The following is a 26626-nucleotide window of genomic DNA, read 5'->3' as shown; positions in this document are numbered from 1 at the left end:
TAGATTATTTACACTTGCGGTAAGGGCGCGATTACACCGCTTTGTAACCGCTCCAAATCTGTTTTTACCATTTTTTCTAAAAGTTCTTCAAAGCTTACTTGGGGTTCCCAGCCGAGGTTTCTTTTAGCTTTGCTGGGGTTAGCTACTAGTTGAAAATGCTCATCTTGTCGCAAAAAGTCAGTATTTAAAACTACATACTGCTTCCAATCCAGGCCGACAGACTCAAAGGCTGTGGCAACTAAATCTCTCACACTGTGTAGTTTACCAGTGCCAATCACATATTCTTCTGGCTCATCAATTTGCAACATTAGCCACATGGCCTCTACATAATCACCTGCAAAGCCCCAATCACGTTTGGCATCCAGATTACCCATTTCTAAGGTGTCAGTTAAACCCAATTTAATTGATGCAGCCGCCAAAGAAACTTTGCGTGTGACAAACTGAGGTGGGCGTAGAGGAGACTCGTGATTATATAAAATTCCGCTACAGGCAAATAGTCCATAGCGCTGTCTATGATGCACCATCGTCCAGTGAGCGTGCATTTTAGCCGCAGCATAAGGATTTTTGGGACGAAAAGCGGTTTCCTCATCTTGAGGCGAGAGGAATACATCGCCAAACATTTCTGAACTGCTGGCTTGATAAAATCTGGTAGACAAACCAACTTTTCGTACTGCTTCCAAGAGCCTAGTAGCTGTACCAGTTATTAAATCCAGAGTTCCCAATGGGTCGTTCCAGGAGTCAGGTACAAAACTGGGAGCCGCCAAATTGTAAATCTCTTGAGGACGCAGTTGTTCAACTGCGGTCAACAGTGCCGCATTATCCCTCAAGTCAACCGTAAAAATTTCTACCTGATTTGCCAGTATTCCCAGTTTTGTCAAATTAGGTTGTCGATGTGGGGGTACTAATCCGACAACTCGATAACCACGGTTGAGGAGCAAATGGCTGAGATAGTAGCCATCTTGACCAGTAATTCCTGTAATTAGGGCTGTCTTAGTCATATTTTGTCCCCTATTCTGTCTATCTCTTTAAGCACGAAATGGCACTTGTTGGAGAACAAAGATTAAGACTCTCAACACTGCTGACAAATCTTAACAAGGGAGCTAGTGTAGCTCGAATGCTATTTTTACTATATTCACTAGTTATTTTTATACAAAAATCTTACTTAACATTTTACCAGAAAATCATAATGAATCAGCAATTTCACGTAAAAAATATATTTCTCCAAGTTCAATAATATTGAAAAACGAGTATAATTTTATCAATCAAATAACTATGTATTTCAGCAAAAACTGCTTCTGTTTGAAGGTGTGTAGCTCAACTTTGGGCAAAGTTTTCGTTAGCTTGGTGACGGCTATATGAGAAGTTTTATTTGTTTGACTCCTAAGTACAAGAGAGTATTGTAGAGAAGAAAAGCCCTCGTTTTTTGTCGATACTCCTTCCCTACACTCCACTCCGCTCACAAGCCAAAATTGACATCAGAATTATTCTTTCCTTCCTTTAGCCTTGACTATTTCACTGTTACTTTTGTGCTTCTACAGAGTACTTGACAATGAGCAGGCAATTTCTACCATCCGCACCACGTTCGTATACAACCTTGTCAGCCAACCGCCGGAGGAGAAACCATCCATACCCACCTACTTGCAGAGTACCTGGGACTGGCTCTGCGATCGCATCAGGATTGAAAGGTTTTCCATAATCCCAAATTCTAATCTCTAGTCGGTCAATCCACAGATAAACGTTAATCTCAATGGTTGTTTCTGGCGGTAAAGCATGATGAGCATGACGAACAGCGTTGGTAAAGCCTTCTGCTAATGCTAAATTGAGGCGATCGAGTTGGGTTTTTGACCAGCCAAGTTGAGACAAGTGTTGCAGACAAAATTGCTCAAACCATTCTTGCACCTGGTTTAAGAGCCTGAGTTCGCTCTTAACCGTCAGATGGTCTTGCTGCACTATACTAAGCATTAACTGTGAGTTGAATATAAGTAAACCCAAGTTGCTAGTTATTAAATTCTGCGCTGTTCGCAAAATTTCTCTGACATAAAAAAATCTAAATTGACATATTCTATGTACCAAAATACAAAACATGAATGATTTTGGCATTCTGAGGGTTGTAACTAGCAACTTACGTTAAGTAAGTAAGAAATGTTTGTATTTGTTGACTTTTGATGATTTGAGATTTTGGAATAGCTTTTCCATCCAAAACTGCAAATCCCAGATGCAATCTGAACTATTGAAGAAGAATTCAGAATAGAGAATTCAGAATGGGCTAAACCCTAGCTATCCGCTAACAGAAGGAAATCAGTGAGGGATACACTGCGGGATTTGGCTACAGATCCAACACTATCATTGTTGACCACTAAAAAAAAGCATATTTAGTGGGGAACTTAAACCCATTTATGCAGACACTATTTATAAGACGCTATGCATAACTTGCTTTCCCGTAAGATACACAAACTCGCTTTGGGTGGCGTTATCCGCTTTTTCGTTTAGAATTTAATTCTGTTAGCGGATAGCTAAGGTTTAGCCCATTCTGACTTCTGAATTCATTTCCTGTTAAAATTGACGCCTGTTGATTGTTTTCAAAAGCACATCTGCATCTGCTCTTGAAACTCACAGGCGTCAAAGCACTTTGTGGTGACTAATTTAGAATAGTCCCAAGGTCAAAGATTTATCCAATGGCAAAGCAGCACCAATACCCAGCCACACGGTGACAAGGGTACCAACGAGGAATACTGTGGTTGCGACTGGACGGCGGAAGGGGTTTTGGAACTTATTCACGTTCTCAATAAAGGGAACGAGGATTAGACCTACTGGTACAGAACCCATTGCTAACACTCCTAAAAGTTTGTTAGGAAGCGATCGCAAAATTTGGAAGACTGGATACAAGTACCACTCTGGCAAAATTTCCAATGGTGTAGCGAAAGGATTTGCTGGTTCGCCGGTCATTGCGGGATCTAGCACGGCTAGAGCCACAATCGCAGCGAAGGAACCCATGATCACGATTGGAAAGACGTAAAGTAGGTCATTAGGCCAAGCGGGTTCACCATAGTAGTTGTGACCCATGCCTTTAGCGAGTTTGGCTCTTAACTGAGGATCGCTCAGGTCAGGTTTTTTTTGTGTTGACATTTTGAAATGTGCTCTCCTGCTTAAGTTAAATTAAAGCATTTGTGAAAGCTATCAGCTACTAGGCAACCAAAAGGCGGGAAACAGCGTTTCTATATCTACAGTCATCCGCCTGAAGTTTTCTATAGCTTGAGGCTTCAGATACAAGTATTTGTTTTTTGGAACTTATGTGCAATTCATTTCTTGTGTTTCATAAGTTTAAAACAAACAACTCGATCTGAAAACTAACAAATGTTGCCTTTCGCTAATAGCTGAGATTACAAAGGCCCGGAAATGCCTTGCTTGCGGATCATCAAGAAGTGAAACAGCATGAATACTGCAATCAACCAAGGCAGTACAAATGTGTGTGCGCTGTAATAACGAGTTAGTGTTGCTTGACCAACGCTAGAACCGCCGCGCAATAGGTCGGAAATCAGAACTCCAACCACGGGAATTGCTTCTGGTACGCCGCTAACGATTTTCACAGCCCAGTAACCAACTTGATCCCAAGGTAGAGAATAGCCAGTGACTCCAAAGGAAACTGTAATCACAGCGAGGATCACACCACTTATCCAGGTCAGTTCACGGGGCTTTTTGAAACCACCAGTCAGATAAACTCGGAAGGTGTGCAAAATCATCATCAATACCATCATGCTGGCAGACCAGCGATGGATGGAGCGAATTAGCCAACCGAAGTTGACTTCATTCATGATGTATTCCACTGAGGAGAAAGCTTCAGTGACTGTTGGCCTGTAGTAGAACGTCATGGCAAATCCAGTAGCAAACTGGATCAAAAAGCAAACCAGGGTAATTCCACCCAGGCAGTAAAAGATATTGACGTGGGGAGGGACGTACTTACTAGTAACGTCTTCGGCGAGTGCCTGAATCTCCAGGCGTTCCTCAAACCAGTCGTAAACGTTGGCCATACAATCTCAAGTTCCTAAAAGTCGGTTGCGGTTGATAAATCCCGAAGTTCTGAATCGGCAGAAGCCTTCGCTCAGACTTCTCTCCCAAATAGTAATTTTGGGATTTTAGTAAAGGGGAGTTTTTTTCTTTGCTTTTCAGCTTTCAGTGTGCTAAGAGACTTCAGAAACTTTACACTCTGTAAAGATGGAATATATTGCGATCTCTTTACGCCCCTACACACAAAATGGTGGACACAAAGTAGATTTTATCCTTTGGTGAGTGGATACGATGCATCAGTTGACTGAACAACTTGATGAGAAAAATGCACCACTTCTATAAAAAAAGTAACATAATCGAGAGATAGATTTCATCAACAACAGAGGAAGTGGGCATTATCTAGGCAATTTGGGTTGAGGTGGAATTGATAATGGGGTTCATGAATAAACAAGTCTTTCGGGTTGGATTTTCATTGTTAATGGCGGTTTGCTTGGCGTTGGGTACGCTCACTCAGCCATCGCTGGCTTTGACTGGAGAACAAAAGCTGGTTTCGGAAGTTTGGCGAATTGTTAATCGTACTTATCTCGATGAGACATTTAATCATCAAAACTGGGCGGCTGTGCGGCAAAAGGTTCTGGAAAAACCACTGCCAGACTCAAATGCCAGTTATGAGGCAATTGAAAAGATGCTCAAGAGCCTCGACGATCCTTTTACTCGCTTTTTAGATCCAGAACAGTACCGCAGCTTGCAGGTCAATACTTCTGGGGAACTGACTGGGGTAGGATTGCAAATTGCCTTGAATTCTGAGAATGGGAAGTTAGAAGTAGTGGCTCCCATCGCCGGCTCACCGGCAGATAAAGCGGGGATTCGGCCACGCGATCGCATTCTCAAAATTGAAGGCGTTTCCACAGAAAATCTCACCCTTGATGAAGCTGCTACCAGAATGCGCGGGCCTAGTGGCAGCCTTGTGACTCTCCTTATCGAACGGGACGGAGAGGCAGAAACGGAAATTAGATTGACACGCGATCGCATTGCTCTTAACCCTGTGGTTTCAGATTTGCGTGTTTCTGCTGAGGGTACACCCATTGGCTACCTACGTCTTACACAATTTAATGCCAACGCTTCAACAGAATTGGCACACGCTATTTCTAGTCTAGAAAAAAAAGGCGCTGCTGCCTACATTCTAGATTTGCGAAATAATCCTGGGGGGCTATTGCAATCAGGAATTGAAATTGCCCGTCTGTGGTTAGACTCCGGCACTATTGTCTACACTGTTAACCGACAAGGAATTCAGGGTAGTTTTGAAGCCTCTGGGGCATCCCTAACAAACGATCCTCTGATTATTTTGGTGAATCAAGGAACTGCCAGTGCGAGTGAAATTCTCGCTGGCGCACTCCAAGATAATGGTCGCGCTCAACTGGTAGGCGAAACCACCTTTGGCAAGGGCTTAATTCAATCTTTATTTGAGCTATCAGATGGTTCGGGTTTGGCAGTCACAATTGCTAAGTATGAAACTCCTCAACACCGGGATATTAACAAACTAGGCATTAAGCCGGATAAAGTTATTTCACAACCAGCCATTAACCGCGAACAGATTGGTACTGAAGCGGATCTGCAATATCAAGCAGCACTGGAACTTTTGCTGCAAAAACGAGTGGTGGCGGGGAAGGCATGATGAGTGCTGAGTAATGAGTAATGAGTGATGAGTGATGAGTGATGAGTGATGAGTAATGAGTAATGAGTAATGAGTGATGAGTGATGAGTGATGAGTGATGAGTGATGAGTGATGAGTGATGAGTAATGAGTAATGAGTAATGAGTAATGAGTGATGAGTGATGAGTGATGAGTGATGAGTGATGAGTGATGAGTGATGAGTGGGGAGTCCTGAGTGCTGAGTTGAAAGACAACCCAGAAGGGGTAGGGCATTTACCAAGTGCGAAATTACTGAGTACTCTTCTGACTCAGGATTGAGTACGTTTTTTGTTTCCCCTTTTCCCTTCCCCTTAAGACCAAAGGTTATAATACAAACTTTTACTTGCTAAAAGTGCTTCTGCTGTGTTGTGGCTCATGGGTTTCGAGAATAGATACCCTTGACCGAATTTGTAACCAAGGTGTTGTAGGTGTTCGAGTTGTTCTTCAGTTTCTATTCCTTCAGCGATCGCATCGAGTTCTAAATGGTTGCTCAGTGCCACTATAGTTTCGACAATCTGATGATTTTTTTTGCCTGATTGAATTTGATTTACAAAGGAGCGATCGACCTTCAGACTATCCACAGGTAAACGGTGAAGATAGTTTAACGATGAATATCCTGTGCCAAAATCGTCAATGCTTATTTGAATTCCTCGCTCTTTTAACTGGCTCAGTACACTAATCGTAGACTCAATGTCTTCAATCAACATACTTTCGGTAATTTCTAACGTCAGGTAACGACCATTCAAGTGGGTTTGAGTCAGAATCCGATCGACTTCTTCTAGCAGATCGGACTGCTTTATATCTTGCGCCGAGAGATTGACACTCACTTTCATTGCAGAAAGTTCCGGGAAAGCAGTTTGCCAAGCTGCCATCTGATAACAGGCTGTACGAATTGCCCAATAGTCCAAAAGCGTAATCAGTCCTATTTCCTCAGCTATAGGGATGAATTCTCCGGGAAATTTCAACCCTTGGGTAGGGTGTTGCCAGCGAATCAGTGCTTCAAAGCCAACAAGATGTCTAGTGTCTAGAGCAACAATCGGTTGATAGTGAAGGACAAATTCTTCACACTTAATTGCTCGGCGCAGATCGTTTTCTAAATGCAGTCGATTCAAAGCTTGAGTGTGCATCTCAGTATCAAAAATTTCATATCGGGCTTTGCCCTTGTTTTTTGCCCGATACATCGCAATATCAGCATCTCGCAACAGGTGGGAGGCTTGAACGTAGTCTTTTGTACCCAAGACAATACCAACGCTAGAGGTCGTATATACTTCACGTCCTTCAATCATTATGGGTATTTGCAACTCTGCAAAAATCCGTTCTGCGATCCGAACTGCTTCCTGAATATCCTTGATTTCTTCAAGTAGGATCGCAAACTCATCGCCACCCAAACGAGCGGCCAGATCCATTGGCCGGATCGTAGCTTGCAGTTTTTCAGCAATGGCAATGAGTAATTGATCTCCTACCAAATGTCCCAGGCTATCATTGACGACTTTGAATCGATCGAGATCGAGAAATAAAACAGCAAAATGATAATTTTGGAGACGGTAGGCTCGTTGAATAGCTAATTCCAACCGTTTCATGAAGAAATGGCGATTGGGCAACCCCGTTAGCCCATCGTGTAGGGCATCATATTTCAACTGATTTTGCACCTGGATGCGTTCTGTTACATCGCGGGAGGTGGTTTGCAGTTGAACAATTTCACCCATCGCATCCAGAATGGGCTTAGTGAGGGTCTCAAACCAGACATAGTTGCCACGCTTCTGAAGCATTCGGTAGGTGATGGGTGTGGTTTTTTTGCGGAATACCGCTGTCCGAATTTCCTGGTAAACGCGATCGCGATCGTCGGGATGGATCAAGGTATAGATATCTTCTCTGAGTATTTCGTCGTGCCTATAGCCCAAGAGGAACTCACAAGATGGGCTAACGTAGAGATATCGACCATTCAACTCGTGAAGGCACACGAGATCGTTGGTATTTTCGGCTAACAAGCGATAGCGGGCTTCACTTTCTCGCATGCTTTCTTCGGCTTGTTTGCGTTCGCGTAGCGCCGCTTGCCGTTCGCTGACATCCAGAATCAGCCCATCCCAAATAATATCGCCATTGACTTGTCGCTGGGGTCGTGCCGAGGCTTGCAACCATTTTTGCCGACCCGATGGCGTTGTCACGCGCCATTCCCAATTCCACGGGTGTAAGGTCTTGGCAGAAACCATGACTGAATCTCGCATAGCGGGCAAATCGTCGGGATGCACCATCCGCCAGGTTACTTCGACATCCCGCTCAATATCTTGGGCTTCTAGTTCCCAGAGATATCGACAACCAGGACTGACATAAAGCATTGCATTCGATCCATCGGGATATAGCACATACTGATAAATCACCCCTGGGGTATTGGCTGCTAGGGTTTGAAAACGGTATTCGGCTTGTCTGCGTTCGGTTACATCCAGAATCAGTGTATCCCAAATAATATCACCATTGGCTTGGCGGGTGGGTCTGCCAGCAACTTCCAGCCATTTTTCTCGCCCTGATGGTGTGGTAATTCGCCACGCGCAGTACCACGGTTGTAATGTTTGTGCTGACTCCATCAGCGAGGCTTGCATTCCAGCCACGTCTTCTGAATGGATCGTTTGCCAGAGGATGGTGGCATCTGTAACAACATCTTGGGCTTCTACTTCCCAGAGAAGGTAACAACCCTGACTCATGTATACTACACCGTCAGAACCATCAGGGCGGATCAGGTAACGAAAAATCGCCCCCGGTACATTCGCCGCCATATTTTGAAACCGGGCTTCGCTTTCTCTCAGAGCCATCTCCACCCGACGGCGTTCCGTTAGTTCCAGTTGTATTTTTTGGTAAAGATTGGCCTGGTGAATCGCGATCTCCAATTGGTCTGCGACGGACTGGGCCAGTTTGATCTGGTTATCGCTCCAGGTAAACGGTTGTTCGGGCGCTATAATTGTAAAACTCCCCCACAGAGTGTCTTCAATCACTAGGGGAATGAGTAACCAAGCGCCGGCTATGATTTGGGCGACTTCGTAGTTAATCTGATTATCTAGGTTGGTTGTATTTTCCACCCTTACAATTTGCAACTGCTTGAGTTGAGCCGCAAAGGGATTACCCACATCGGGAATCTCCAAGCCAATAACTGTTGGTGCGTCTGGATTGTGGCGAAATTCCGCAATATGTTTCCAAATGCCCTGTTCTGGCAGATATTGCACCACAAAGCAGTCTAGGGTTTTCAAAAGTTTCGCCGTTTCTGCTGTTGCGGTGGCAAAAATCGTGTCTAAATCAAGGGAGTTGCGGATAGACTGGAAAACTCGATTTAGAGCTTGTTCGCGTTGAATTTGCTCCTGTAATGCGGTGATGTCTCGCCCGACGGATTGAATTTCGGTCAACTGTCCATGCTCATCAAAAATCCCCAAGTTAATCCACTGTGTCCAGCCAATCTGGTTGTTGGAGCGGTAGTCCTGATTGATGTTTTCAAAGATTGGGTTTTCTGGGGTGAGGGCTGCAATTTTGCGAGACAACTCGTCTAAATCCTCTGGCGGTACAAAGGTACTCCATCGCCATCCAATCACATTCTCTAAGGATTGACCGAGAGCAAGGCAAAGAGAATCGTTCGCAAAAGTAATGGTGGTGTCCGGTAGCGATCGCAGAATCAAGTCTGTTTGTACCTGGATTACCTGGCGGTAGCGGCGTTCACTTTTCACCAGGGTATTTTCGACCATCTGCTGTTTCAAATTCTGGCGTTTGCGATCGCTAATATCTTGAAACGCCACAATCGCATACGTCACCTCACCCCGATCGCCAAAAATCGGAGTCGCCCAAACCTCCAGAGGAATGACTTGATCGCCACGATGAATTTCTAGATCGTCAACCCAAATCGTTTCCCCAGCCAGAGACCGAGTACTTGGTAACGCTTCCAAGGGATAGAGAACCTGAGTACCCTCACGGTAAACTTGAAAGACTTCTGAGAGTCGATCGAGACTCAGTTCTAATGGGCGATCGATGCCTAGTAATGCCCGTGCGAGATGATTTATGTAAACAAGTTGCCCTGTTGAGTCGTGGACAGCGATCGCAATGGGGGTGGCATCTAGAAATTGAATGAGACGGCTTTGGCTTTCTGATAAAGCCGCACTTGCTAGCAGTGATTCTACTAGAGACTTCACTTTCTGCGGCGTATTTTCCCAATCCTCTGAAGAAATCTGCTTGAGGGAGAAGGGTTGCTGTTTTTCCATAAATGCAGCATTGGCAACCTAGTAAAACGTGAGTTCAACGACTGGAAAAAGGCACGGATATGATAAATTATAAGTTTATAAGTTATCGAAGCAGAATTTAGGTGGTCAGTTCGACTGCGGTTCCATCGAGCGGACTTGTACTGAGCGACTAGTGCCGAGCGGAGCCGAGGTAAGTCGAAGTAGTCGAGATGCTCACCGTAAACTCAGTGACCAAATGAATTTTGACTTCTTCAAGCCGAAAAAGGTAGCTGAATCACAAATTCAGTTCCGTCGCCAGGTTGAGAATTCACTGCGATCGCTCCGCCATGTTTTTCGACGATAATTTGCCGAGCGATCGCCAGTCCTAATCCTCTACCTTTACCCGATGCTATATAAACAGAGAAAATATTTACACCGGAATTTCAATGATAAACTCTGTCCCCTTACCGAGAATAGAGTTACAACTCAACTTACCATTATGGGTTTCTTCAACGATTTGACGAGCGATCGCTAATCCTAAACCTGTGCCTTTACCGACAGATTTTGTCGTAAATAAATGGTCAAAAATTTTATTTTTAACTTCTTCTTTGATACCCTTACCGTTATCACTTATTGCAATTTTTATAGTATTATTTTCTATTGAAGTCTTAATTAGAATCCTATTAAGATTGGCTTGAATTTCCTCAAATTTATGTCCTAGATTAAACTCATCTAAGGCATCAATTGCATTAGCAATTATATTCATAAATACCTGATTTAATTGTCCAGGAAAACATTCTACTTGAGGTAAATTACCGTAGTTGGTGACAACTTCAATAGCAGGACGTTGTTCATTGGCCTTTAGACGATGTTTCAAAATTAAAATTGTACTATCAATTCCTTGGTGGATATTGAAAGGCACTTTGTAGTCTTGATCGGCACGAGAGAAAGTTCTCAAACTAGTGCTGATGTTTTTTAGCCTGTCGCACGCCATAGACATGGAATCAATCATCTTAGGCAAGTCTTGTAAGCTATAATCCAAGTCAATTTCTTCAGCATGGTTTTTAATTTCATCATTTTTGTGGGGTAAGCTTTCTTGATAAAGCTTTAAGTGTTCAACAATATCAGCAACAGTGGGTTTAGCTTGCTTGAGACTGGCAGCAATAAAACCAAGGGGATTATTCATTTCGTGAGCCACACCAGCAACTAAGTTGCCCAGTGCTGACATTTTTTCGCTTTGAACAATTTGTAATTGGGCGTTTTGTAAATCGTTCAATGCTTGTTGCAAATCAAGTGATTTTTGCTGCAAGGCAACTTCAGCTTGTTTGCGTTCGGCTTCAAGCCGCGCCCTTTCGCTAATATCTCGCATTACAACGACTGCACCGAGTTTGTTACCCGAAGAATCGAAGATCGCTTGTCCGCTAGCTAACAAAATTCTCTTAGAACCATGCTTCGGTGCAATTACCATTTCAGCGTTTTCGACTATTTCCCCTTGCAAGGCGCGAAACAAAGGAATTTCTGTGGTTAATAGAGGTGTTTGCCCATCTGGTTGATAGAGATCGAAATGTTCTGTCCACTGTTCTGCTGGTAATGATTCTACTGGTAAGCCATGAAAGTCACGAGTTGCTTTGTTAAATAAAGTCAATTTGCCACTAGCATCACAAACAACAATTCCATCAGTAATATTATGAATGATGGCATTCAAAAACTCTCGTTCTTTAGCTAGAGATGCTTCGGCTTGTTTGCGTTCGCTAATATCAATCACCACTCCATCCCAGAGGATTGAGCCATCGGCTTGTCGCTCTGGCCGAGCACTAGAGCGAACCCATTTCACAGTTTCTGAAGGCAAGATAATGCGACATTCTAGCTCAAATGGCGTCAGAGTTTGGGCTGAGTAGGCGATCGCTTGGGCAATAGCTGGTTGATCCTCAGGATGATTCAGATCGTAAAGGCTATGCGTCCCTGCCATCACCAATTCTGGCGCTAATCCATACAAGTCGAAACAGCCAGAACTAACGTAGGGTGTTGAAGTTGAACCATCTACCTCCAAACGGAATTGGTACACCATCCCAGGAATATTATTTGCTAAATTTTGGAAGCGGATTTCACTAACCTGCAATTTGCCTAGAGATTGTGCCAATTGTTGGGCGTAGTTCTGAGAATTTTGGTAAATTCGGGCATTTTTCAGAGAAATTGCGGCTTGGGCACAAAGTAAGTTCAGCAGTTCGATGCGATCGCTTGTAAAGGCTCCGGTTGCCAAATTATTTTCCAGGTATAATACGCCGAGCAATTTACCCTGATGCAAAACTGGGCTGCACAAGATACTCTTGGGTTGCTGTTGCTGAATATACGGGTCATTGATTAATTGCGGATGCACCGTGGCATCAGTAATTACTGCTGGTTGTAAGTTGCGTTTGACATTATTAATTAAGCCAACTGGTACATCAACTGAGTCTTCAATAGGCTGTGGGTTAAGCAACATCGAGTAAAAATCGACGGCAGCCTGATTCTGTTCGCCGCTCAGGGAAAGCTGTGCTAACGCCTGAACTAGCAGCCGATCTGACTCCAAAAGCATGAATACACATTTATCGGCTCCAGCATTTTCAATGACAATATGCAGCAAAGCTGAAAGCAGCTTTTCGAGTTCGATTTCTCCAGAAAGGGTTTGGGAAGCTTTGAGAATGGTAGCTAAATCTAAAGCAACAGAGACGCTGGTATTATCGGAAGTGGCGGAACTGGTGGAGGTAAAACTCCCCAATGTGAAGATAGTTTCGTTAGTTGAGAGGGGAGAACGGGTTTGCTCTAAGATGGGGGCGAGGAGTTGGGGATAGCAGCGTTCCAAGTCGGCGACTTTGGCTTTAGCGCCCCAACGAGCATAGCCATAGTAGGCGTTCGTCATATATTCCTGGGCAATGCGCTGTTTACCCCAGTCGAGGTAGAACTTAGCGGCCAGTTCATTGGCAAGTGCTTCTTCTTGGGTGTAACCGTGTTCTTTAGCTAGAGTTATGGCGCGATCGTACAAATCTATTGCCTCTGATTTCTGCTCTAAGACTCGGTATCGGTCAGCTTCAACTAAATAAAATTTGTGCAGGTAATTTTCTGGAGCGCGATCGGCCCACTTTTTCATTTTTTCCTGGTTTTTAGCCACCCGTTGCAGAATGTGTTGCTGTTGTGCCTCACAAACCTGAGAATAGATTGCCAGATTGGCTAGAGAATCATAGGTGTAGCAGAGTGGAACTATGAATAAGCCTGTAGCACCACCTATATAGTTTTCAGCAGCGATCGCTGCTTCTATTGCCAACTCAAACTTGCCAAACATGTAACACAGACCAAGTTGGTTGGCATAGAAATAATACAGCGCAGTCTGATCGCCCGATCGCTGGAGGGCTGGCACAATTTCCTCTCGATTAAAGGCATTTCCAGTCAGCTGCCAAGGTTCAGCAGAATCGCCAAGCATATTCAAAATTGGTTGCTGAAAAACGGTCAGATGGCTGGTAAGACCTTCTTGGTTGAGCTGCTTAAGCTGATCTCGGAAGGCAGCACTCTCTCGGCTGAGATCGCTTAATTCTTTGCCCATAAACCAACAGTATGAGATGTAAATGAATCCGCAAATAGCAGCCGATTCTAAATCTCCCGTTTCCAATCCAACTTCGTAGCCTTCCCGGAGAAACGGTAAGGAGTTCTTGAGCGGCTCTTTCCAATGCCACACGCAACAGTAAATTCCGACATAGACTCTGGACTTCAGTTCTTTGGCATTGAAATGTTCCAGCAACAAGTGTGCTAGTTGTGCAAACTCATACCCAGAGTCAATCTCTCCTGTCATCCCACAAAGTATCATTCCATAGTAGGCATAACCTATTGCCGAAAATGAGCTATTGCCATATTGAACGGATAAATTGACCTGTTCGAGGACAATAAACGGTAGCAGCGCTGGAGTTACAACAAAGGCAGCAGAAGTGACCGCGGCGAGAATCCGTACAACAGCTAACTTATTAGGGTCTGACATCTGGGACAGAGTTATTAAGTCCAACGGTTGCCTTCCAGCCAGGATCGATTTAGTCGCCTCGAATGCCCGTGCAATATCTAATTGACTGGGTTGCTTGGGAAAACTCGTTCCTAGATGCTCTACAATCTTTAGGGCAATCTGCACTGCTTCTATAAATTGATGTTGGGCTTGAGCAGCTTGAATTTGAACTTCATAGACCTTGACCGTATCCAACAAATTTCTAGAGCGTTCTATTATGACTGCCGCCAATTGTGTCATCTGTTCAAAGTTACCGCTCAGGTAAGCGGCTTCAGTGGCAGTTTCGTAGAGGGCTAAGGTTAACTCATACTGCGTTTGCCACATATCTTCAGCTAACAAAGCGATGCCTATAATGCAATACTCAAATGCAGCTGTATAGGCAGTTGCGGCTCTGGCTTTTTGTCCAGCTTTCAGATTGAGTTGGGCGAGTTCTATTTGCTCAGATAGATCGACAATTAGGGATTTGCCGATATTAAGTTGGTTAACAATTTCAAATAATTTTTCGTCTTGTTTGGCAACAGGCGTATGAGTCAGTAATAGTTGCCCAATTTTTAGGTGAGCGATCTGTTTTTGTGCGTCTGGAATCAAGAAATAAGCAGCTTGCTGGACGCGATCGTGCAAGAATTTGTAAATCGTCATTGGTGATTGGTCACTTGTCATTTGCAAATGACCGATCGCCAATGAGGAATCCTGATAAAACTTGTAGATTTCATTGGTAGGAATGATAAATTCTTCTTGCAATGCTTTCCACAAGTCTGAAGCGGTTTCTGTCTGCGACTTTTCATAAACGATCGCTAACGTCGCCAAATCGAACTGATTGCCGATACAGGCTGCCAGTTTTAAAACATTTTGAGTGTTTGCTGGCAATTTCTGAAGTTGTTGTGCCATAAATTCCACCACATCATCAGTCAGAGCAAGCGATGTCTGACGACAAGCCGCTACGCGTATACGCACTTGTGCTACATCACACTGCCAAAAACCAACCTCCCAATTAAAGTTAATCAGTCCATCCTCATGTAGCGCTTTCAAAAACTGAGTTGTAAAAAAGGGATTGCCTTTGGCTTTTTGATAAACTAACTCTGTTAACGGTAATGCTTTTTCAGTTGCACAACTGAGCGAATCGGCGATTAAATGGTTCACATCTGCTTGACTCAAGGGAGCTAGACTCAAGGTGTTGACGCAGGAGGATGCCTTTTCAATTTCATCTACCGTTAACATGAGTGGATGAGCCGCAAACACCTCGTTATCCCGGTATGCACCAATAATGAATAGATAGCCGCAATCGCTCTGAGACATTAACAGCTTCAGCAAATTCAGCGATGCCGAATCTGCCCACTGCAAGTCATCGAGAAACATTACCAACGGATGCTCTCTTGTCGCGAACACCTGAATGAACTTTTGGAACAGCAGATTGAAACGGTTCTGTGCCGCACCGCCCGATAGTTCAGCGATCGCAGGCTGTTTGCCGATCAGCTGCTCCAGTTCAGGAATCACCTCGATCAGAAGTTGTCCGTTCTCTCCAACTGCCGCTAAAATCTTGCTCTGCCATTGCTTTAGCTGAGTATCGCTTTGACTAAGCAACTGTGCCATCAAATCGCGAAAGGCTTGTACAAAAGCAGACAGAGGAATGTTGCGGTTGAACTGGTCGTATTTGCCCTTGATGAAGTAGGCGTTCCAGCGCACAATCGGTTTATGCACTTCATTGACGACTGCGGTTTTGCCAATACCAGAAAAACCTGCCACTAGCATCAATTGAGAGCCACCATTGGCCACATCACCAAATGCTTCTAATAAAGTCTTTACTTCCAATTCGCGCCCGTAGAGTTTTTCGGGTATGAGAAAGCGATCGCTGATATCGCGCTGTCCTAAATCAAACCAAGTGTGTTTGCCTGTTTCTCGCCACTGTTCTAAGCAGGTAACAAGGTCATGTTTAAGTCCTAGCGCACTCTGATAGCGGTCTTCGGCGTTCTTCGCCATCAGTTTGCGGACAATTTCGCCCAGCATCAAGGGCAATTTGGGGTTGAAATCGCAGAGGCAGGGTGGAAGTTTCGCAATGTGGCAATGCACCAACTCCATTGGTTCATGGGATTCAAAGGGCAGTTTTCCACTCAGTAGCTCAAAGAAAGTCACACCTAAAGAATAAAAGTCGCTGCGGTAGTCAATGCCCCTATTCATCCGTCCGGTTTGCTCTGGCGACAGATAGGCTAGCGTTCCCTCCAATCCATTGAGGCTCTGGATTTCCTGGGTTTCTCGTGGTAAGAGCGAGGCAATACTAAAGTCAATCAGCTTGATTTGGTTTGTGTCAGGGTGAATCAAGATGTTGGCTGGCTTGATGTCTTTGTGAATGACGCGCTGTTGATGTAACTGGTGTAAAATTTCTAGTAGTTGCAGAGCTATGGGTAAAAATTGCTCTAATGTCAGTGTTTTTCCTTGAGTAAATTGCCGCAGGGAAACACCACCAAAGTCTTCCATGACTAGGGCATAGCCATTATGATGGGCTTCCAGGCTGTAGGGTTTGATAATGCCGGGAATATCTAGGTTTTTAGCGATCGCATACTGGTTGCGAAACTGTAGTAATTCAGTAAAAGTTGGGTATTCTCGTTTTAAGAGCTTGATGACAACTGGTAGGCGTTGGCGAAGCCCACCGAAGGTATCGCATACTCGAATTGCCCGATACACTTGAGTACGAGAACCTGAATAAAGTTGCTCGATGATTTGGTAGCCAGCAATCCTTAAAGTTCCATCAACTTTTGCGCTCATAAATTTTGACGAAAATTTCTTTATACTAGTGTTATATTTCCCAATACCATATCTTGGTTAACAACCACTAGCGCGATCGCATTTTTCAGTAACTATGTGCTACTCCAATAAATCAATTAATTTTAGTCTGGTTTAAGCTCAAAGATTTAGTTGATAAAACTGGTCAAACAATTTATCGAATCAAGCATAGATTGCTGTCAAATTATTTAGCTTTGCAATTAAAAGTCAAGACGTTACCATGTTTATCGCCTAGTTGTTTGGCGCGCAGCACGGTATAGCCGCGCCATTGCTTGTGATAGTTGCGTAAGTTCTGTTAAAAATCAAATAGATTTCTTAATTTTTATTATTTGAATTTAGATTTAATTGGGTGGCAATTCTAAACTCATTTCACCCAACAACCCTTTGCGAAAATCTGTTAAAAGTTGCCTTGCCGCTCGCTCTACATCACCTTTGTAACGATGTTCTGCTAAGGCGTGTAAATAGGTATCTCCGGTGTCTGATGTTGAATCGAGTTGGTAGCGAGACTGTAATGGTTTTTTTGGTAATAAATCTCCGGCTACAGCTTCTAAATAGTTGAGTAAATCCACTAAGGCTGCTGCTACTAGCTGGTTATCGTAAGATGCTTCACCGATATCATCACAAATAGCTAATTTCAAGGCTGCATCTTGGTCTTCTAATCTTAGAGGGATGACACCAGGAGCATCTAGCAATTCTAAATGTTCGGAAATTCGCACCCAGCGGAGTTGGCGAGTTACCCCAGGACGGGCTGCACTTTCCACGACTCGCTTTCCCAACAGGCGGTTAATTAAAGCTGATTTACCGACATTGGGAAAACCAATCACCACAGCCCGCACTGGACGGGGTAACATCCCGCGATCGCTTCTTCTTTGATTAACTTCTACCCCAGCGGCTTGCGCTGCCCGCGCTACTTCTGCTATACCTTTACCATGTTGAGCGTTGGTAAAATAGGGGACTTCTCCTTGACGTTTAAACCAATCGATCCATAGCGATCGCATTTGTGGTGTAATCATATCTACTCGGTTAAGTATCAACACCCGTGCCTTACCTTCTACCCACTCACCTATTTGGGGATGGTGAGTCGCTAAGGGAATCCGAGCATCTCGTACCTCAAACACCACGTCTACGCGCTTCAGTTGTTCTTTGAGCTTCCTTTCAGCTTTCGCAATGTGACCTGGATACCATTGAATCAGGTTTAATCTATAGTTTTGAGTTATAGCCATTTGTCCTTTGTCCTTTGTTATTTGTCCTTTGTCTTTTGTTATTTGTCCTTTGAAATGACCAATGACAAATGACTAATGACTCCCTCTAGCAGCTTGATGTAAAATCAGACGATTGCCATCAGGGTCATAAGCATATATTTCTCTGCCGTGGGAAGCAATGGAAATGTCTCCTGGTGGAGGATAGCCCAAAGCAGTTAGGTGAGCGATCGCATCTTCTAAGTTACTCACTTCTAAACACAAACTTATCTTACTTTTGGCGTCTACACAAAGTGGCTTGTCGTTAGACATCGCTTCAAATTCCGATTCGTTTGTGTTCTTTGGTTTAAAAATACCTAATTGCATACTAACTAAATTAAACTCAGCATAGACGTTCGGAACCAAAGAAACTGGCTTTTGCTCCAGCAATTTGGTATAGAAATTCACTAACATCTCAAAATTAACCGATGCTATGGTGACAAATGCGTTAGTGTATTGAAAAACCATATTATAAGCTTTAAGTTCTTTGATTTTTTTGAGACTCTCACTTTTCTAAAGTTCTTACACTCAGGACTTACGGCAGTGTCGAATCTCGTGGATAGAATCACATCTATGCAAAAATCTGCTGTAAATTTAAAACCAAACCAGGGAGAACATCTTCACCCGATAAACTTGTGGGAGATTGTAAAACTTCCGGTGCAAGATTTAGGCGATAAATTATTACTTGTTTATCTTTAGGATTAATTAACCAACCCAGTTGTAAACCATTTGCTAAGTATTCCTGCATTTTGGCTTTAGTATCTTCCACATCATCAGTTTCAGAAACTAATTCCACTGCAAAATCAGGACACAAAGGAAGAAAATTCTTTCTTTGTTCTAGGGTAAGAGCATCCCATCTTTCTATCTTTACCCAAGAAGCATCAGGTGAACGAGTTGCCCCATTTGGCAATTTAAACCCAGTAGAAGAATCAAAAGCTTTTCCCAAATTATTTTGATTGCTCCAAAACCATATCTGACCTAATAAATCAAAATTACGGTTTCCCGTTTCTCCGCCAGTCGGTGACATGATAATTAATTCCCCTTCAGCAGTTAACTCTAGTCGTAATTCTTTATTCACGGCTACAATTTGTGCAAATTCCTCATCAGTAAATTGCAGATTAGAAGGTAATTGTAAGGTTAAAGCAGTCATAATTAATTGCGCTCCACAAAAATCCTAGTTGCATCAAACCCATCTGCTGCTAATAGGGAAGATTTAGCCTCTACCTATACTTTAGGAATTCCCTCCAACAAATGCCCCATTGTTTGATTTTTTAAAACAAGTTTGGGGTAGGTAATAAAGGTGAGAGACTGAATGAGAAAACAAAATCTTTAGTATAGTGTTATATCAATCACCAGATACGTACACTAATTTTTGTATTCCAGACTAGCCGTTGCCATTCTGTCTCATAGGGTAAACTAGGTTTATCCCATGAGAGAAAATAACCTCTCAATTTTGTGGTTAGTCTTGTAAAGGTAACGAGCGCGGAGGGATTTGAACCCCCGACCCACAGAACCGGAATCTGTTGCTCTATCCACTGAGCTACGCGCCCTTAATCTTCAACATTATAGCACGTCTGTGATAAAATTCGCAGCTTTAAAGATAATTAGCTGGGTCTACAGGTGTACCATTGCGACGGACTTCAAAGTGGAGATGAGGGCCAGTTGAGAAACCTGTGGAACCGACAGCAGCGATCGCTTGTCCGCGTTCAACTGCTTGTCCTTCAGAAACATACAACTCGCTGGTATGACCGTAGAGTGTAGTCATGCCATTACCGTGATCGATAATTACCGCTCTACCATAGCCACCATACCACCCAGCAAAAATTACTCTTCCCGAATCGGCTGCCCGAATTTTACTGCCATAGCTAGCGGCAAAATCTAACCCGGCATGAAAGCGACGATAGCCAAGAATTGGATGTACCCGCCAGCCGAAGGGACTGCTAGTAGAAGCATCGCTAGGATATGCCATTACACCAGTTCCCCGAATAATAATACCTGTTCGGCTGTTGGTTTTTCCTTGGGCTTCTTCAGCTTCTGCTACCTTTTGTTGAATCAAGACTTCCAGATTTTTAGATTCTCTTTCTAGCTGATTTTGCGCGGCTTCTAAGGCGAGGCGATCGCTATTCAGGCGTTGAATCAATTCTGATTGTGATTGCGCCTGGGTTTGATAATCGGTTTTTTGTGCTAATAGTTGCTCGCGAATTAAGCCAATTTCGTTTTTTTGTTGTTCTACTTCCGTTTTTTGTTTATCAATTGAGTTTGCTTGGGTGTTGAGTTTTACCAAAATTTTCTGATCTGCTTGAAATACTAACTTCAACTGATGACGACGGCTGAAAAAGTCGCTGATATTTTCGCTTTCGAGCAAAACTGCCCATCCCGCAAAAGCAGGCGATCGCTGGAGATAACGCAATCGTGCTACTGTTGCGATTTGCCGCTCCTGATATGAACGTTCTGCCACATCTAAATCAGTTTCTAACTGCTGGAGGCGTTGGGTAGCAAGTTGTAATCGCGATTCGCTCTCTAGAAGATAGCTATCTGTAGTTTGCAGATTTTGCTTTAAACCAGTCAGGTGTTTTTGCGCCTCTTGTTGGAGATTATTTAAGCGATCGCGCTCTCCAACTACACCCTGACGCTGCTGGTTCATTTGTTGCTGCTGTTGTCGCAGAGTGTCAATAGTCCCTGTAGATGTTGCGTCGGCTGGAATTAATTCCAAACAAATCCACAAAATACAGCAAAATACAATAGATAAACAGCAATAAATCTGCTTTTTTTCTAGAAATCGCCCTCTCATAGTGCGAACCTAATCAAAACGATACTTTCAAACACTATGAGGATTATTCCCAAAATCTAATTCATCCACGCCAACACATTATTAAATTGGTATGCCAAGTTGTAACACAAGGATTCCAGCTATGTCAGCATTGAGCAGTTATGTAAGTGGGTGAGGTGTATGAACGCACGTATAGCAATTCTCTTAATTACCTTGGTTTTTCCAGGCTTGGCAGTGGTGGGAGTATCGTTGTATTGGTTTAATCTCGATTATGCAGCACTGATTAAAGCTGAAAAGTATGTGGAAAACCTGGTAGAGGTTGGAAAAATAAATGATAGACAGTTAGAGTATGCCTATCATCGTACCTACATTCATCGCATCAACGTATTTGCCGATGGTACCTGGGGATTACTGGGAGGTGTAATTACAGCACTAGGCATACATGGATTAGTCACTATTAAGACAAGTCAATTAAACGATCATAAATAATACAAAGTTACTTTTATTCCCTTTTCTTTGAAAAGGGAATAATCTAAATAAATGCTTGACTATACTGCTTTTCGTTAAAAATACAAAAATAGTATTTATCCCTATCTAGTGTAATTGCTGACATCATTACCAAAATGAGTTACAAATGAGCAGTCATTGACTTGGAAAGTGAACATCTAGTCAAGACACATTAGAACTATTCGTTGGGCAAAATTATTCTTTTCCAAAGGTAATACTTGCAGCCAGGGTTATTCATGCCCTGGCTATTCCCTCATTTTCATATCCGCATCAAAAAAACCGTAATTTCTGTAGGAGACACTAACTCATGGACTATCAAAACCCTTTCAGCAAAAAATCCTCCCGCCGTGGGGTAATAGTGAGTGGAGCAGTTGGTGGTATAGCGACTGCGTTAGGTTTGCCCCTGATTGCCCAGAAGGCTGATGCTCGGACAACAACTGCTGGGCGAAACGATGTAAAAATTCTGAACAATGCTCTTTATTACGAACATCAGGCAATTTGGGCTTATGGTGCTGCTGCTGGTAAACTGACTAATACTGAAGTTGGTAAAGCTGTTTTGGCTTTGGCGCTCCGCAACCAAGCGGATCATAAAAAGCATCGAGATGCTTTAGCAGCTACGATCGCCACTTTGGGGGGAACTCCAGTAAAAACAGAGTCTAATTACGATCTTTCATCTTACATCAAAAGGGGTGAGGGCAACTTGGATAGCGATGTGAATATTGCCAAGCTGGCTTTAGCTTTGGAGACTGATGCTGCGATCGCCTATAGCCACGAAATTGCTAAGTTGAAAACTCCAAAATTGATTACTGTCGGGGCAAGTATCGGTTCTACTGAGGCTGCCCATGCTGCGGCTATTCGTGCCACTTTCAAAGCACTTGGAGTAAATCTTGAAATCGTACCAGCGTCTTTTGTTAGCTCTGAGAATCGTGAAGCCTGGGTACTGAAGGTATAGATAGGGAGTGGAGAAGGTGGGGCCCCCTCTGGGGATAAGGGGTAATGGGGAAATCTCAATCCCCCATTCCCATTAATTATGATTAGCTTTCCAGTTTGCCAAATCAGTTAAAGAGCGATCGCGGTAACGTCCATAACGCTCTGGTTTACTTTTGATTTTCATTCCTAAATCGGGAAAAATCCCAAAGTTAGGCGGCATTGGTTGGAAATGCTTCGGCGAAGCGGAACTAATAAATTCTAATAATGCACCCATCATTGTTGTTGATGGTAAAACCAAAGCTTCTTTACCCAAAGCTAATCGCGCGGCATTAATTCCTGCCAAGCAACCACCCGCAGCCGCAGCAGTGTAACCTTCAGTACCAATCAATTGTCCAGCCGCTAATAATGTCGGACGCTCTTTAAATTGCAAGGTAGGATGCATTAATTGGGGAGCATTAATAAAAGTGTTGCGGTGCATCACTCCCAGCCTGACAAACTCTGCTTTTTCCAAACTGGGAATTAACTGAAAGATTCGCTTTTGCTCGCCCCAACGCAGATTAGTTTGAAATCCTACCATGTTCCACAGCTGACCAGCTTTATCTTCTTGTCGCAACTGCACCACAGCATAAGGACGTTCCCCTGTGCGAGTATCTGACAATCCCACTGGCTTTAGGGGGCCGTAACGCATGGTATCTTCCCCGCGCTGGGCTAGTTCTTCTATGGGTAAACAAGCTTCAAAAAATTTCGCCGTTTCTCGTTCAAAACCCTTGAGTTCTGTTTGTTCGGCTTTACAGAGTTCTTCTTGAAAGTGCAAGTACTGCTCTTTATTCATTGGGCAGTTGAGATAAGCGGCTTCACCTTTGTCATAACGTGATGCCATAAAAGCAATGTCACGATTAATCGATTCTCCCACGATAATCGGACTGGCTGCATCAAAAAAGCTGAGGTATTCCATCCCTGTAAAGCGTTGCAAATCTTCTGCTAAATCGGGACTAGTTAAAGGCCCGGTTGCTAAAACCACAATCCCTTCAGGAATTGCAGACACTTCACCCCGGCGGAATTCAACTAAAGGATGACTTGCTAAAGTCTCAGTTAAATCTTGGCCAAATTGTCCCCTGTCTACCGCTAGCGCCCCACCAGCAGGAACGGCGTGTTCATCAGCTTTTGAGATGACGATAGAACCCAGTTGGCGTAACTCTTCGTGCAATAATCCCGCCGCGCGATCGCTTGCCATTGCCCCAAAGGAATTACTACACACTAATTCTGCTAAATGTTCTGTATGATGAGCCGGACTAAATCGCTTTGGACGCATTTCATGCAGAATTACTGGCACTCCAGCTTGGGCTATTTGCCAAGCTGCTTCTGTCCCAGCTAGTCCACCTCCAATTACTTGTATCGGTTGTGTTTCCATAGTTAAATTTTAATTCCCATATTATAAGTATCCATCAGTATTACAAAAGTCAAATTAAATAAAAAGTGATGTTAAACCACAACAAGTGCAAATAAAGTATTGGGTCAATTGTAACGTTGAGAGTTTAGTCTCAAGGTTTTTTACAATCAGCCATCGTCAGCAGTGGGCTGAACATTTTCCAACTGGCACACTGGCAGCAAGTGCGATCGCGTCCTCAGCCCTTGTCTAATTGGATTAATCAAAAAAGTAGGAAAATTAGTCATAAAACTAGGATATTTTGTATAAAACCTTGATTTCTCCTTTTTCCAGATGATACATTAAGTATGCATCCAATAATTAGCTAACAATGCGTAATTGGGACGTGATTTATGACTAAAAACAAAATTAAAGATAACGTCGCTTTAAATCTAGCTCCAGTTATGTTTATTGAAGAAGTAACAGATGATGAAGAATTGAAAAGTGTATGCGGTGGCGCAACGCCTCCTGTTTCACGACTAACCCCTGAAATTATTGCTGCTCTTGCAAAGCGTGGTATTATATTGCCTCAAGATCCTAACAACCCAGATATATTAACAGAAGAGGCGTTATCTGCTTTAAAAGAAATTTTGCCTAATGAGACGTAGTAGATACAAACAATTTCCATCAACAATAGCGATGTGCAATACGAGGGCGTGTTTAAAAACACGCTCTCTTCTTAAAAATAGGCTAATGTAAGTAATCCTGGAATTATACAAATGGCTCATCAAAGTCATTTGATATTGTAATCAAATTTTTGGCACTACCAAATAACAGCAGTTTTCACTCCTTCCATGCTTGGGCGCACGTTCAACTTTGGCAGCAGACAATCAACCCAACAAATAAACAAGCACAAGCTTGTCTGAAAGAAAAGCGATCGCTATCCCCAAAAAAAAATTAACATTAACCTTAGAAGTGTTAATTTTTGATCGCATAAACTCATGGGTTACTACATCGCTCCCCGCTTTTTGGACAAACTTGCTGTCCACATCACCAAAAATTTCCTGAAGCTTCCCGGCGTGCGAGTTCCCGTGATCCTGGGTATTCATGGACGCAAAGGAGAAGGTAAAACATTTCAATGTCAATTAGTCTTCGAGAAAATGGGTATCGAAGTAACTCACGTATCTGGCGGCGAATTAGAAAGTCCAGATGCGGGAGATCCAGCGCGGTTGATTCGGTTGCGCTATCGGGAAACAGCTGAACTGATCAAAGTACGCGGCAAAATGTGTGTACTGATGATTAACGATTTAGATGCCGGTGCTGGACGCTTTGATGAAGGGACTCAATATACTGTAAACACCCAGTTGGTGAATGCCACACTGATGAATATTGCTGATAATCCCACAGATGTGCAGTTGCCGGGAAGCTATGATTCCACACCCTTACATCGCGTGCCGATTATTGTCACAGGTAATGATTTTTCTACCCTCTATGCACCGTTAATTCGGGATGGACGGATGGAGAAATTCTACTGGGAACCAGATAGAGACGATAAGGTAGGAATTGTCAAAGGGATTTTTGAACCGGATGGACTGTCACAGAAAGAAGTTGAACAGCTAGTTGATACTTTTGTCAATCAGTCTATCGACTTTTTTAGCGCTTTGCGATCGCGCATTTATGACGAACAAATCCGCAACTATATTCATAAAGTAGGTTTTGAGCAGATATCCTTGAATGTGGTTAACAGCACTCAAGGGCCACCAGAATTTAAAAAGCCAGATTTCAGGCTGTCTCACTTAATCGAGTCTGGTAATTTCCTCGTTGGCGAACAAAAACGGGTGGAAAGTTCCCATTTGGTTGATGATTACAATCGACTCAATCGAGGTAGAAATTCTCAATCAGCACCACCTGCTGTTGTAACACCAACTAGTCAGCCGTCAAATGGCGCAACCAAAGAAGTAAAAACTAATCAATTCCAGAAACAGGAAGCATCAAGTGCCCATTTGACCCTAGACACACAAGCTCAAATTAGACAATTATTAGCTCAAGGTTACAAAATTAGTATTGAACACGTAGATGAGCGCCGCTTCCGCACAGGTTCTTGGCAAACTTGTGTTCATAGCCACATCGATGCCGAGTCTGATGCCATCTCAAATTTGGAATCAACTCTGGCAGAATATAGCGGTGAGTATGTGCGCTTAGTAGGTATCGATCCTAAAGCCAAGCGGCGGGTGGTGGAGACAATTATTCAGCGTCCAAATGGAAACAATTAGGGACAGATACAGCAGAATCCGGGAGTTAACAATCGGAAGTTAAATCGACGGTTAGAAACTGCCTCTACACAGACAAAACCCGCGCAGGCGGGTTTAAAAAAGCTTTATTTTCTATGAACGCGCGACAAAAGAGCAATTTGACGAAATGCTCAAAATCGCACCTAGCGAGAACATCGTCGGGCATTTCTACACAGCCGCACGCTGCGCGTACAAAAAGTATCTAGCAATCATTTCTAGTAAGGACTCAGGGTAGGTTCTCCCGCGCCGTTAGTCCAGATGTCGTCTGGTAGCGATCGGTCGCGGTGACAAACCCGATCGAGGTCAGGATACGTGATTGTGTCTACTTCCGCTCTAGTGCCGACTATCAGGCATTTCGTTGCCTTGGAGCTACGATTCTCGAGAAAGTGGCCTATCGGCACTCCTGCTTGAAAAGTTGCGGCGTCGCCAGGACGTAGTACAGTCTCCGCGTCTCCTTCGATGAGCGCGATCTCGCCTTCGAGGACATAGACCATTTCATCCTCAGCACTATGCCAATGTTTGATCGACGAACGAGAGCCAGGCTGCAAGACTTCGATGAACGCGCCGAACTGGGTAAGTCCTCCTGCTTCGCTGATCCAAAGCGTACGATTTGGTTCGTGCGCGGCGTGAGAAGGGCTTTCCTCCACGATGAGACTATTAGGAGTGATAACAGTCATGTTGGCACCTTTGGGAATTCTGGAGCAATAGCTATTCCATTGTGTCTAAGGCACGAATCGACGCAAAACTTCGTTTGTGTACCCAAATGAAGCGTTACTTTCAATTCGGTTAAAGCAAGAGACGCGATGAATCGCCGTTTCTACAAAGCCAATTT

19 protein-coding genes, 1 tRNA gene and 1 pseudogene are annotated in these 26626 nt (G+C 43.5%); 7 read left to right on the top strand and 14 right to left on the bottom strand.

Annotation, left to right across the window (positions count from 1 at the left end; all coding sequences use genetic code 11):
* Positions 1 to 8: 8 nt before the first annotated feature.
* From V7K84_RS13925 to petB, 4 genes are all read right to left on the bottom strand, one after another.
* Complete coding sequence (locus tag V7K84_RS13925) at positions 9 to 998, bottom strand: GDP-mannose 4,6-dehydratase (RefSeq protein WP_334838823.1); 990 nt, start codon at positions 996 to 998, stop codon at positions 9 to 11.
* Positions 999 to 1518: 520 nt separating this feature from the next.
* The gene (locus V7K84_RS13920; protein ID WP_094352726.1) at positions 1519 to 1962 is read right to left on the bottom strand and encodes an ATP-binding protein; all 444 of its coding nucleotides are present in this window, start codon (positions 1960 to 1962) and stop codon (positions 1519 to 1521) included.
* 681 nt (positions 1963 to 2643) lie between these two features.
* Complete coding sequence (gene petD, locus V7K84_RS13915; RefSeq protein WP_181930359.1) at positions 2644 to 3126, bottom strand: cytochrome b6-f complex subunit IV; 483 nt, start codon at positions 3124 to 3126, stop codon at positions 2644 to 2646.
* A 254-nt stretch (positions 3127 to 3380) separates the two neighbouring features.
* Entirely contained in the window at positions 3381 to 4028 is a 648-nt protein-coding gene (gene petB / locus V7K84_RS13910) for a cytochrome b6 (RefSeq protein ID WP_099102529.1), read from the bottom strand.
* Between the two features lie 407 nt (positions 4029 to 4435).
* On the opposite strand from petB, the gene ctpA reads away from it, so the two are divergent.
* Positions 4436 to 5680, top strand: coding sequence for a carboxyl-terminal processing protease CtpA (gene ctpA / locus V7K84_RS13905; protein ID WP_334838821.1), 1245 nt, complete (start codon positions 4436 to 4438; stop codon positions 5678 to 5680).
* A gap of 328 nt (positions 5681 to 6008) precedes the next feature.
* Here ctpA and V7K84_RS13900 read toward each other — a convergent pair whose 3' ends face one another.
* The 3 genes from V7K84_RS13900 to V7K84_RS13890 form a co-directional block, all read right to left on the bottom strand.
* Complete coding sequence (locus tag V7K84_RS13900; protein WP_334838819.1) at positions 6009 to 9932, bottom strand: EAL domain-containing protein; 3924 nt, start codon at positions 9930 to 9932, stop codon at positions 6009 to 6011.
* Positions 9933 to 10162: 230 nt separating this feature from the next.
* Positions 10163 to 10252 carry a hypothetical protein gene (locus V7K84_RS34280; RefSeq protein WP_442940952.1) on the bottom strand — a complete coding sequence of 30 codons (90 nt, stop codon included), beginning with the start codon at positions 10250 to 10252 and terminating at the stop codon, positions 10163 to 10165.
* A gap of 68 nt (positions 10253 to 10320) precedes the next feature.
* A complete protein-coding gene (locus tag V7K84_RS13890) occupies positions 10321 to 16674 on the bottom strand; it encodes an ATP-binding sensor histidine kinase (protein ID WP_334838815.1) in 6354 nt (2117 codons plus the stop codon).
* A gap of 119 nt (positions 16675 to 16793) precedes the next feature.
* Here V7K84_RS13890 and V7K84_RS34275 point away from each other — a divergent pair.
* Positions 16794 to 16952: pseudogene (locus V7K84_RS34275) on the top strand (IS701 family transposase); the annotation flags it as partial.
* A gap of 81 nt (positions 16953 to 17033) precedes the next feature.
* Here the strand turns inward: V7K84_RS34275 and ylqF are convergent.
* The 5 genes from ylqF to V7K84_RS13865 all read right to left on the bottom strand — a co-directional run bounded on the left by ylqF (position 17034) and on the right by V7K84_RS13865 (position 20721).
* Positions 17034 to 17915 carry a ribosome biogenesis GTPase YlqF gene (gene ylqF / locus V7K84_RS13885; RefSeq protein ID WP_334838814.1) on the bottom strand — a complete coding sequence of 294 codons (882 nt, stop codon included), beginning with the start codon at positions 17913 to 17915 and terminating at the stop codon, positions 17034 to 17036.
* Between the two features lie 72 nt (positions 17916 to 17987).
* Positions 17988 to 18398 carry a VOC family protein gene (locus V7K84_RS13880; protein WP_334838812.1) on the bottom strand — a complete coding sequence of 137 codons (411 nt, stop codon included), beginning with the start codon at positions 18396 to 18398 and terminating at the stop codon, positions 17988 to 17990.
* Between the two features lie 103 nt (positions 18399 to 18501).
* Entirely contained in the window at positions 18502 to 19080 is a 579-nt protein-coding gene (locus V7K84_RS13875) for a Uma2 family endonuclease (protein WP_334838810.1), read from the bottom strand.
* Between the two features lie 327 nt (positions 19081 to 19407).
* Positions 19408 to 19480, bottom strand: a tRNA-Arg gene (locus V7K84_RS13870).
* Positions 19481 to 19524: 44 nt separating this feature from the next.
* A complete protein-coding gene (locus tag V7K84_RS13865) occupies positions 19525 to 20721 on the bottom strand; it encodes a murein hydrolase activator EnvC family protein (protein ID WP_334838808.1) in 1197 nt (398 codons plus the stop codon).
* A gap of 159 nt (positions 20722 to 20880) precedes the next feature.
* On the opposite strand from V7K84_RS13865, the gene V7K84_RS13860 reads away from it, so the two are divergent.
* Positions 20881 to 21189, top strand: coding sequence for a hypothetical protein (locus V7K84_RS13860; RefSeq protein ID WP_334838806.1), 309 nt, complete (start codon positions 20881 to 20883; stop codon positions 21187 to 21189).
* A gap of 325 nt (positions 21190 to 21514) precedes the next feature.
* Positions 21515 to 22159, top strand: a complete 645-nt coding sequence (locus V7K84_RS13855; RefSeq protein ID WP_334838804.1) for a DUF4439 domain-containing protein — start codon at positions 21515 to 21517, stop codon at positions 22157 to 22159.
* A 72-nt stretch (positions 22160 to 22231) separates the two neighbouring features.
* Here V7K84_RS13855 and trmFO read toward each other — a convergent pair whose 3' ends face one another.
* Positions 22232 to 23548, bottom strand: a complete 1317-nt coding sequence (gene trmFO / locus V7K84_RS13850) for an FADH(2)-oxidizing methylenetetrahydrofolate--tRNA-(uracil(54)-C(5))-methyltransferase TrmFO (protein ID WP_334838802.1) — start codon at positions 23546 to 23548, stop codon at positions 22232 to 22234.
* Between the two features lie 368 nt (positions 23549 to 23916).
* Here trmFO and V7K84_RS13845 point away from each other — a divergent pair, with 368 nt between their 5' ends.
* The 3 genes from V7K84_RS13845 to V7K84_RS13835 all read left to right on the top strand — a co-directional run bounded on the left by V7K84_RS13845 (position 23917) and on the right by V7K84_RS13835 (position 25776).
* Complete coding sequence (locus tag V7K84_RS13845; protein WP_334838801.1) at positions 23917 to 24171, top strand: hypothetical protein; 255 nt, start codon at positions 23917 to 23919, stop codon at positions 24169 to 24171.
* A gap of 149 nt (positions 24172 to 24320) precedes the next feature.
* Positions 24321 to 24464, top strand: a complete 144-nt coding sequence (locus V7K84_RS13840) for a hypothetical protein (protein ID WP_334838800.1) — start codon at positions 24321 to 24323, stop codon at positions 24462 to 24464.
* Positions 24465 to 24504: 40 nt separating this feature from the next.
* Positions 24505 to 25776, top strand: coding sequence for a ribulose bisphosphate carboxylase small subunit (locus V7K84_RS13835; RefSeq protein WP_334838799.1), 1272 nt, complete (start codon positions 24505 to 24507; stop codon positions 25774 to 25776).
* A 233-nt stretch (positions 25777 to 26009) separates the two neighbouring features.
* Here the strand turns inward: V7K84_RS13835 and V7K84_RS13830 are convergent, their stop codons facing one another.
* A complete protein-coding gene (locus tag V7K84_RS13830; protein WP_334838798.1) occupies positions 26010 to 26471 on the bottom strand; it encodes a cupin domain-containing protein in 462 nt (153 codons plus the stop codon).
* Positions 26472 to 26626: the final 155 nt, after the last annotated feature.

Source organism: Nostoc sp. (assembly GCF_036917315.1).
Taxonomy (GTDB): domain Bacteria; phylum Cyanobacteriota; class Cyanobacteriia; order Cyanobacteriales; family Nostocaceae; genus Nostoc.
The sequence above is the reverse complement of the archived record's forward strand: the minus strand, read 5'-3'. Positions and strand labels throughout refer to the sequence as shown.

Bases quoted from the DNA above. Each gene is read 5' to 3' on its own strand.
- ylqF (WP_334838814.1), bottom strand. From the start codon at position 17,915: ATGGCTATAACTCAAAACTATAGATTAAACCTGATTCAATGGTATCCA.
- V7K84_RS13900 (WP_334838819.1), bottom strand. From the start codon at position 9,932: ATGGAAAAACAGCAACCCTTCTCCCTCAAGCAGATTTCTTCAGAGGAT.
- V7K84_RS13875 (WP_334838810.1), bottom strand. From the start codon at position 19,080: ATGACTGCTTTAACCTTACAATTACCTTCTAATCTGCAATTTACTGAT.
- trmFO (WP_334838802.1), bottom strand. From the start codon at position 23,548: ATGGAAACACAACCGATACAAGTAATTGGAGGTGGACTAGCTGGGACA.
- V7K84_RS13880 (WP_334838812.1), bottom strand. From the start codon at position 18,398: ATGGTTTTTCAATACACTAACGCATTTGTCACCATAGCATCGGTTAAT.
- V7K84_RS13855 (WP_334838804.1), top strand. From the start codon at position 21,515: ATGGACTATCAAAACCCTTTCAGCAAAAAATCCTCCCGCCGTGGGGTA.
- ctpA (WP_334838821.1), top strand. From the start codon at position 4,436: ATGGGGTTCATGAATAAACAAGTCTTTCGGGTTGGATTTTCATTGTTA.
- petD (WP_181930359.1), bottom strand. From the start codon at position 3,126: ATGTCAACACAAAAAAAACCTGACCTGAGCGATCCTCAGTTAAGAGCC.
- V7K84_RS13925 (WP_334838823.1), bottom strand. From the start codon at position 998: ATGACTAAGACAGCCCTAATTACAGGAATTACTGGTCAAGATGGCTAC.
- V7K84_RS13830 (WP_334838798.1), bottom strand. From the start codon at position 26,471: ATGACTGTTATCACTCCTAATAGTCTCATCGTGGAGGAAAGCCCTTCT.
- petB (WP_099102529.1), bottom strand. From the start codon at position 4,028: ATGGCCAACGTTTACGACTGGTTTGAGGAACGCCTGGAGATTCAGGCA.
- V7K84_RS13835 (WP_334838799.1), top strand. From the start codon at position 24,505: ATGGGTTACTACATCGCTCCCCGCTTTTTGGACAAACTTGCTGTCCAC.
- V7K84_RS13865 (WP_334838808.1), bottom strand. From the start codon at position 20,721: ATGAGAGGGCGATTTCTAGAAAAAAAGCAGATTTATTGCTGTTTATCT.
- V7K84_RS13890 (WP_334838815.1), bottom strand. From the start codon at position 16,674: ATGAGCGCAAAAGTTGATGGAACTTTAAGGATTGCTGGCTACCAAATC.
- V7K84_RS13860 (WP_334838806.1), top strand. From the start codon at position 20,881: ATGAACGCACGTATAGCAATTCTCTTAATTACCTTGGTTTTTCCAGGC.
- V7K84_RS13845 (WP_334838801.1), top strand. From the start codon at position 23,917: ATGACTAAAAACAAAATTAAAGATAACGTCGCTTTAAATCTAGCTCCA.
- V7K84_RS13920 (WP_094352726.1), bottom strand. From the start codon at position 1,962: ATGCTTAGTATAGTGCAGCAAGACCATCTGACGGTTAAGAGCGAACTC.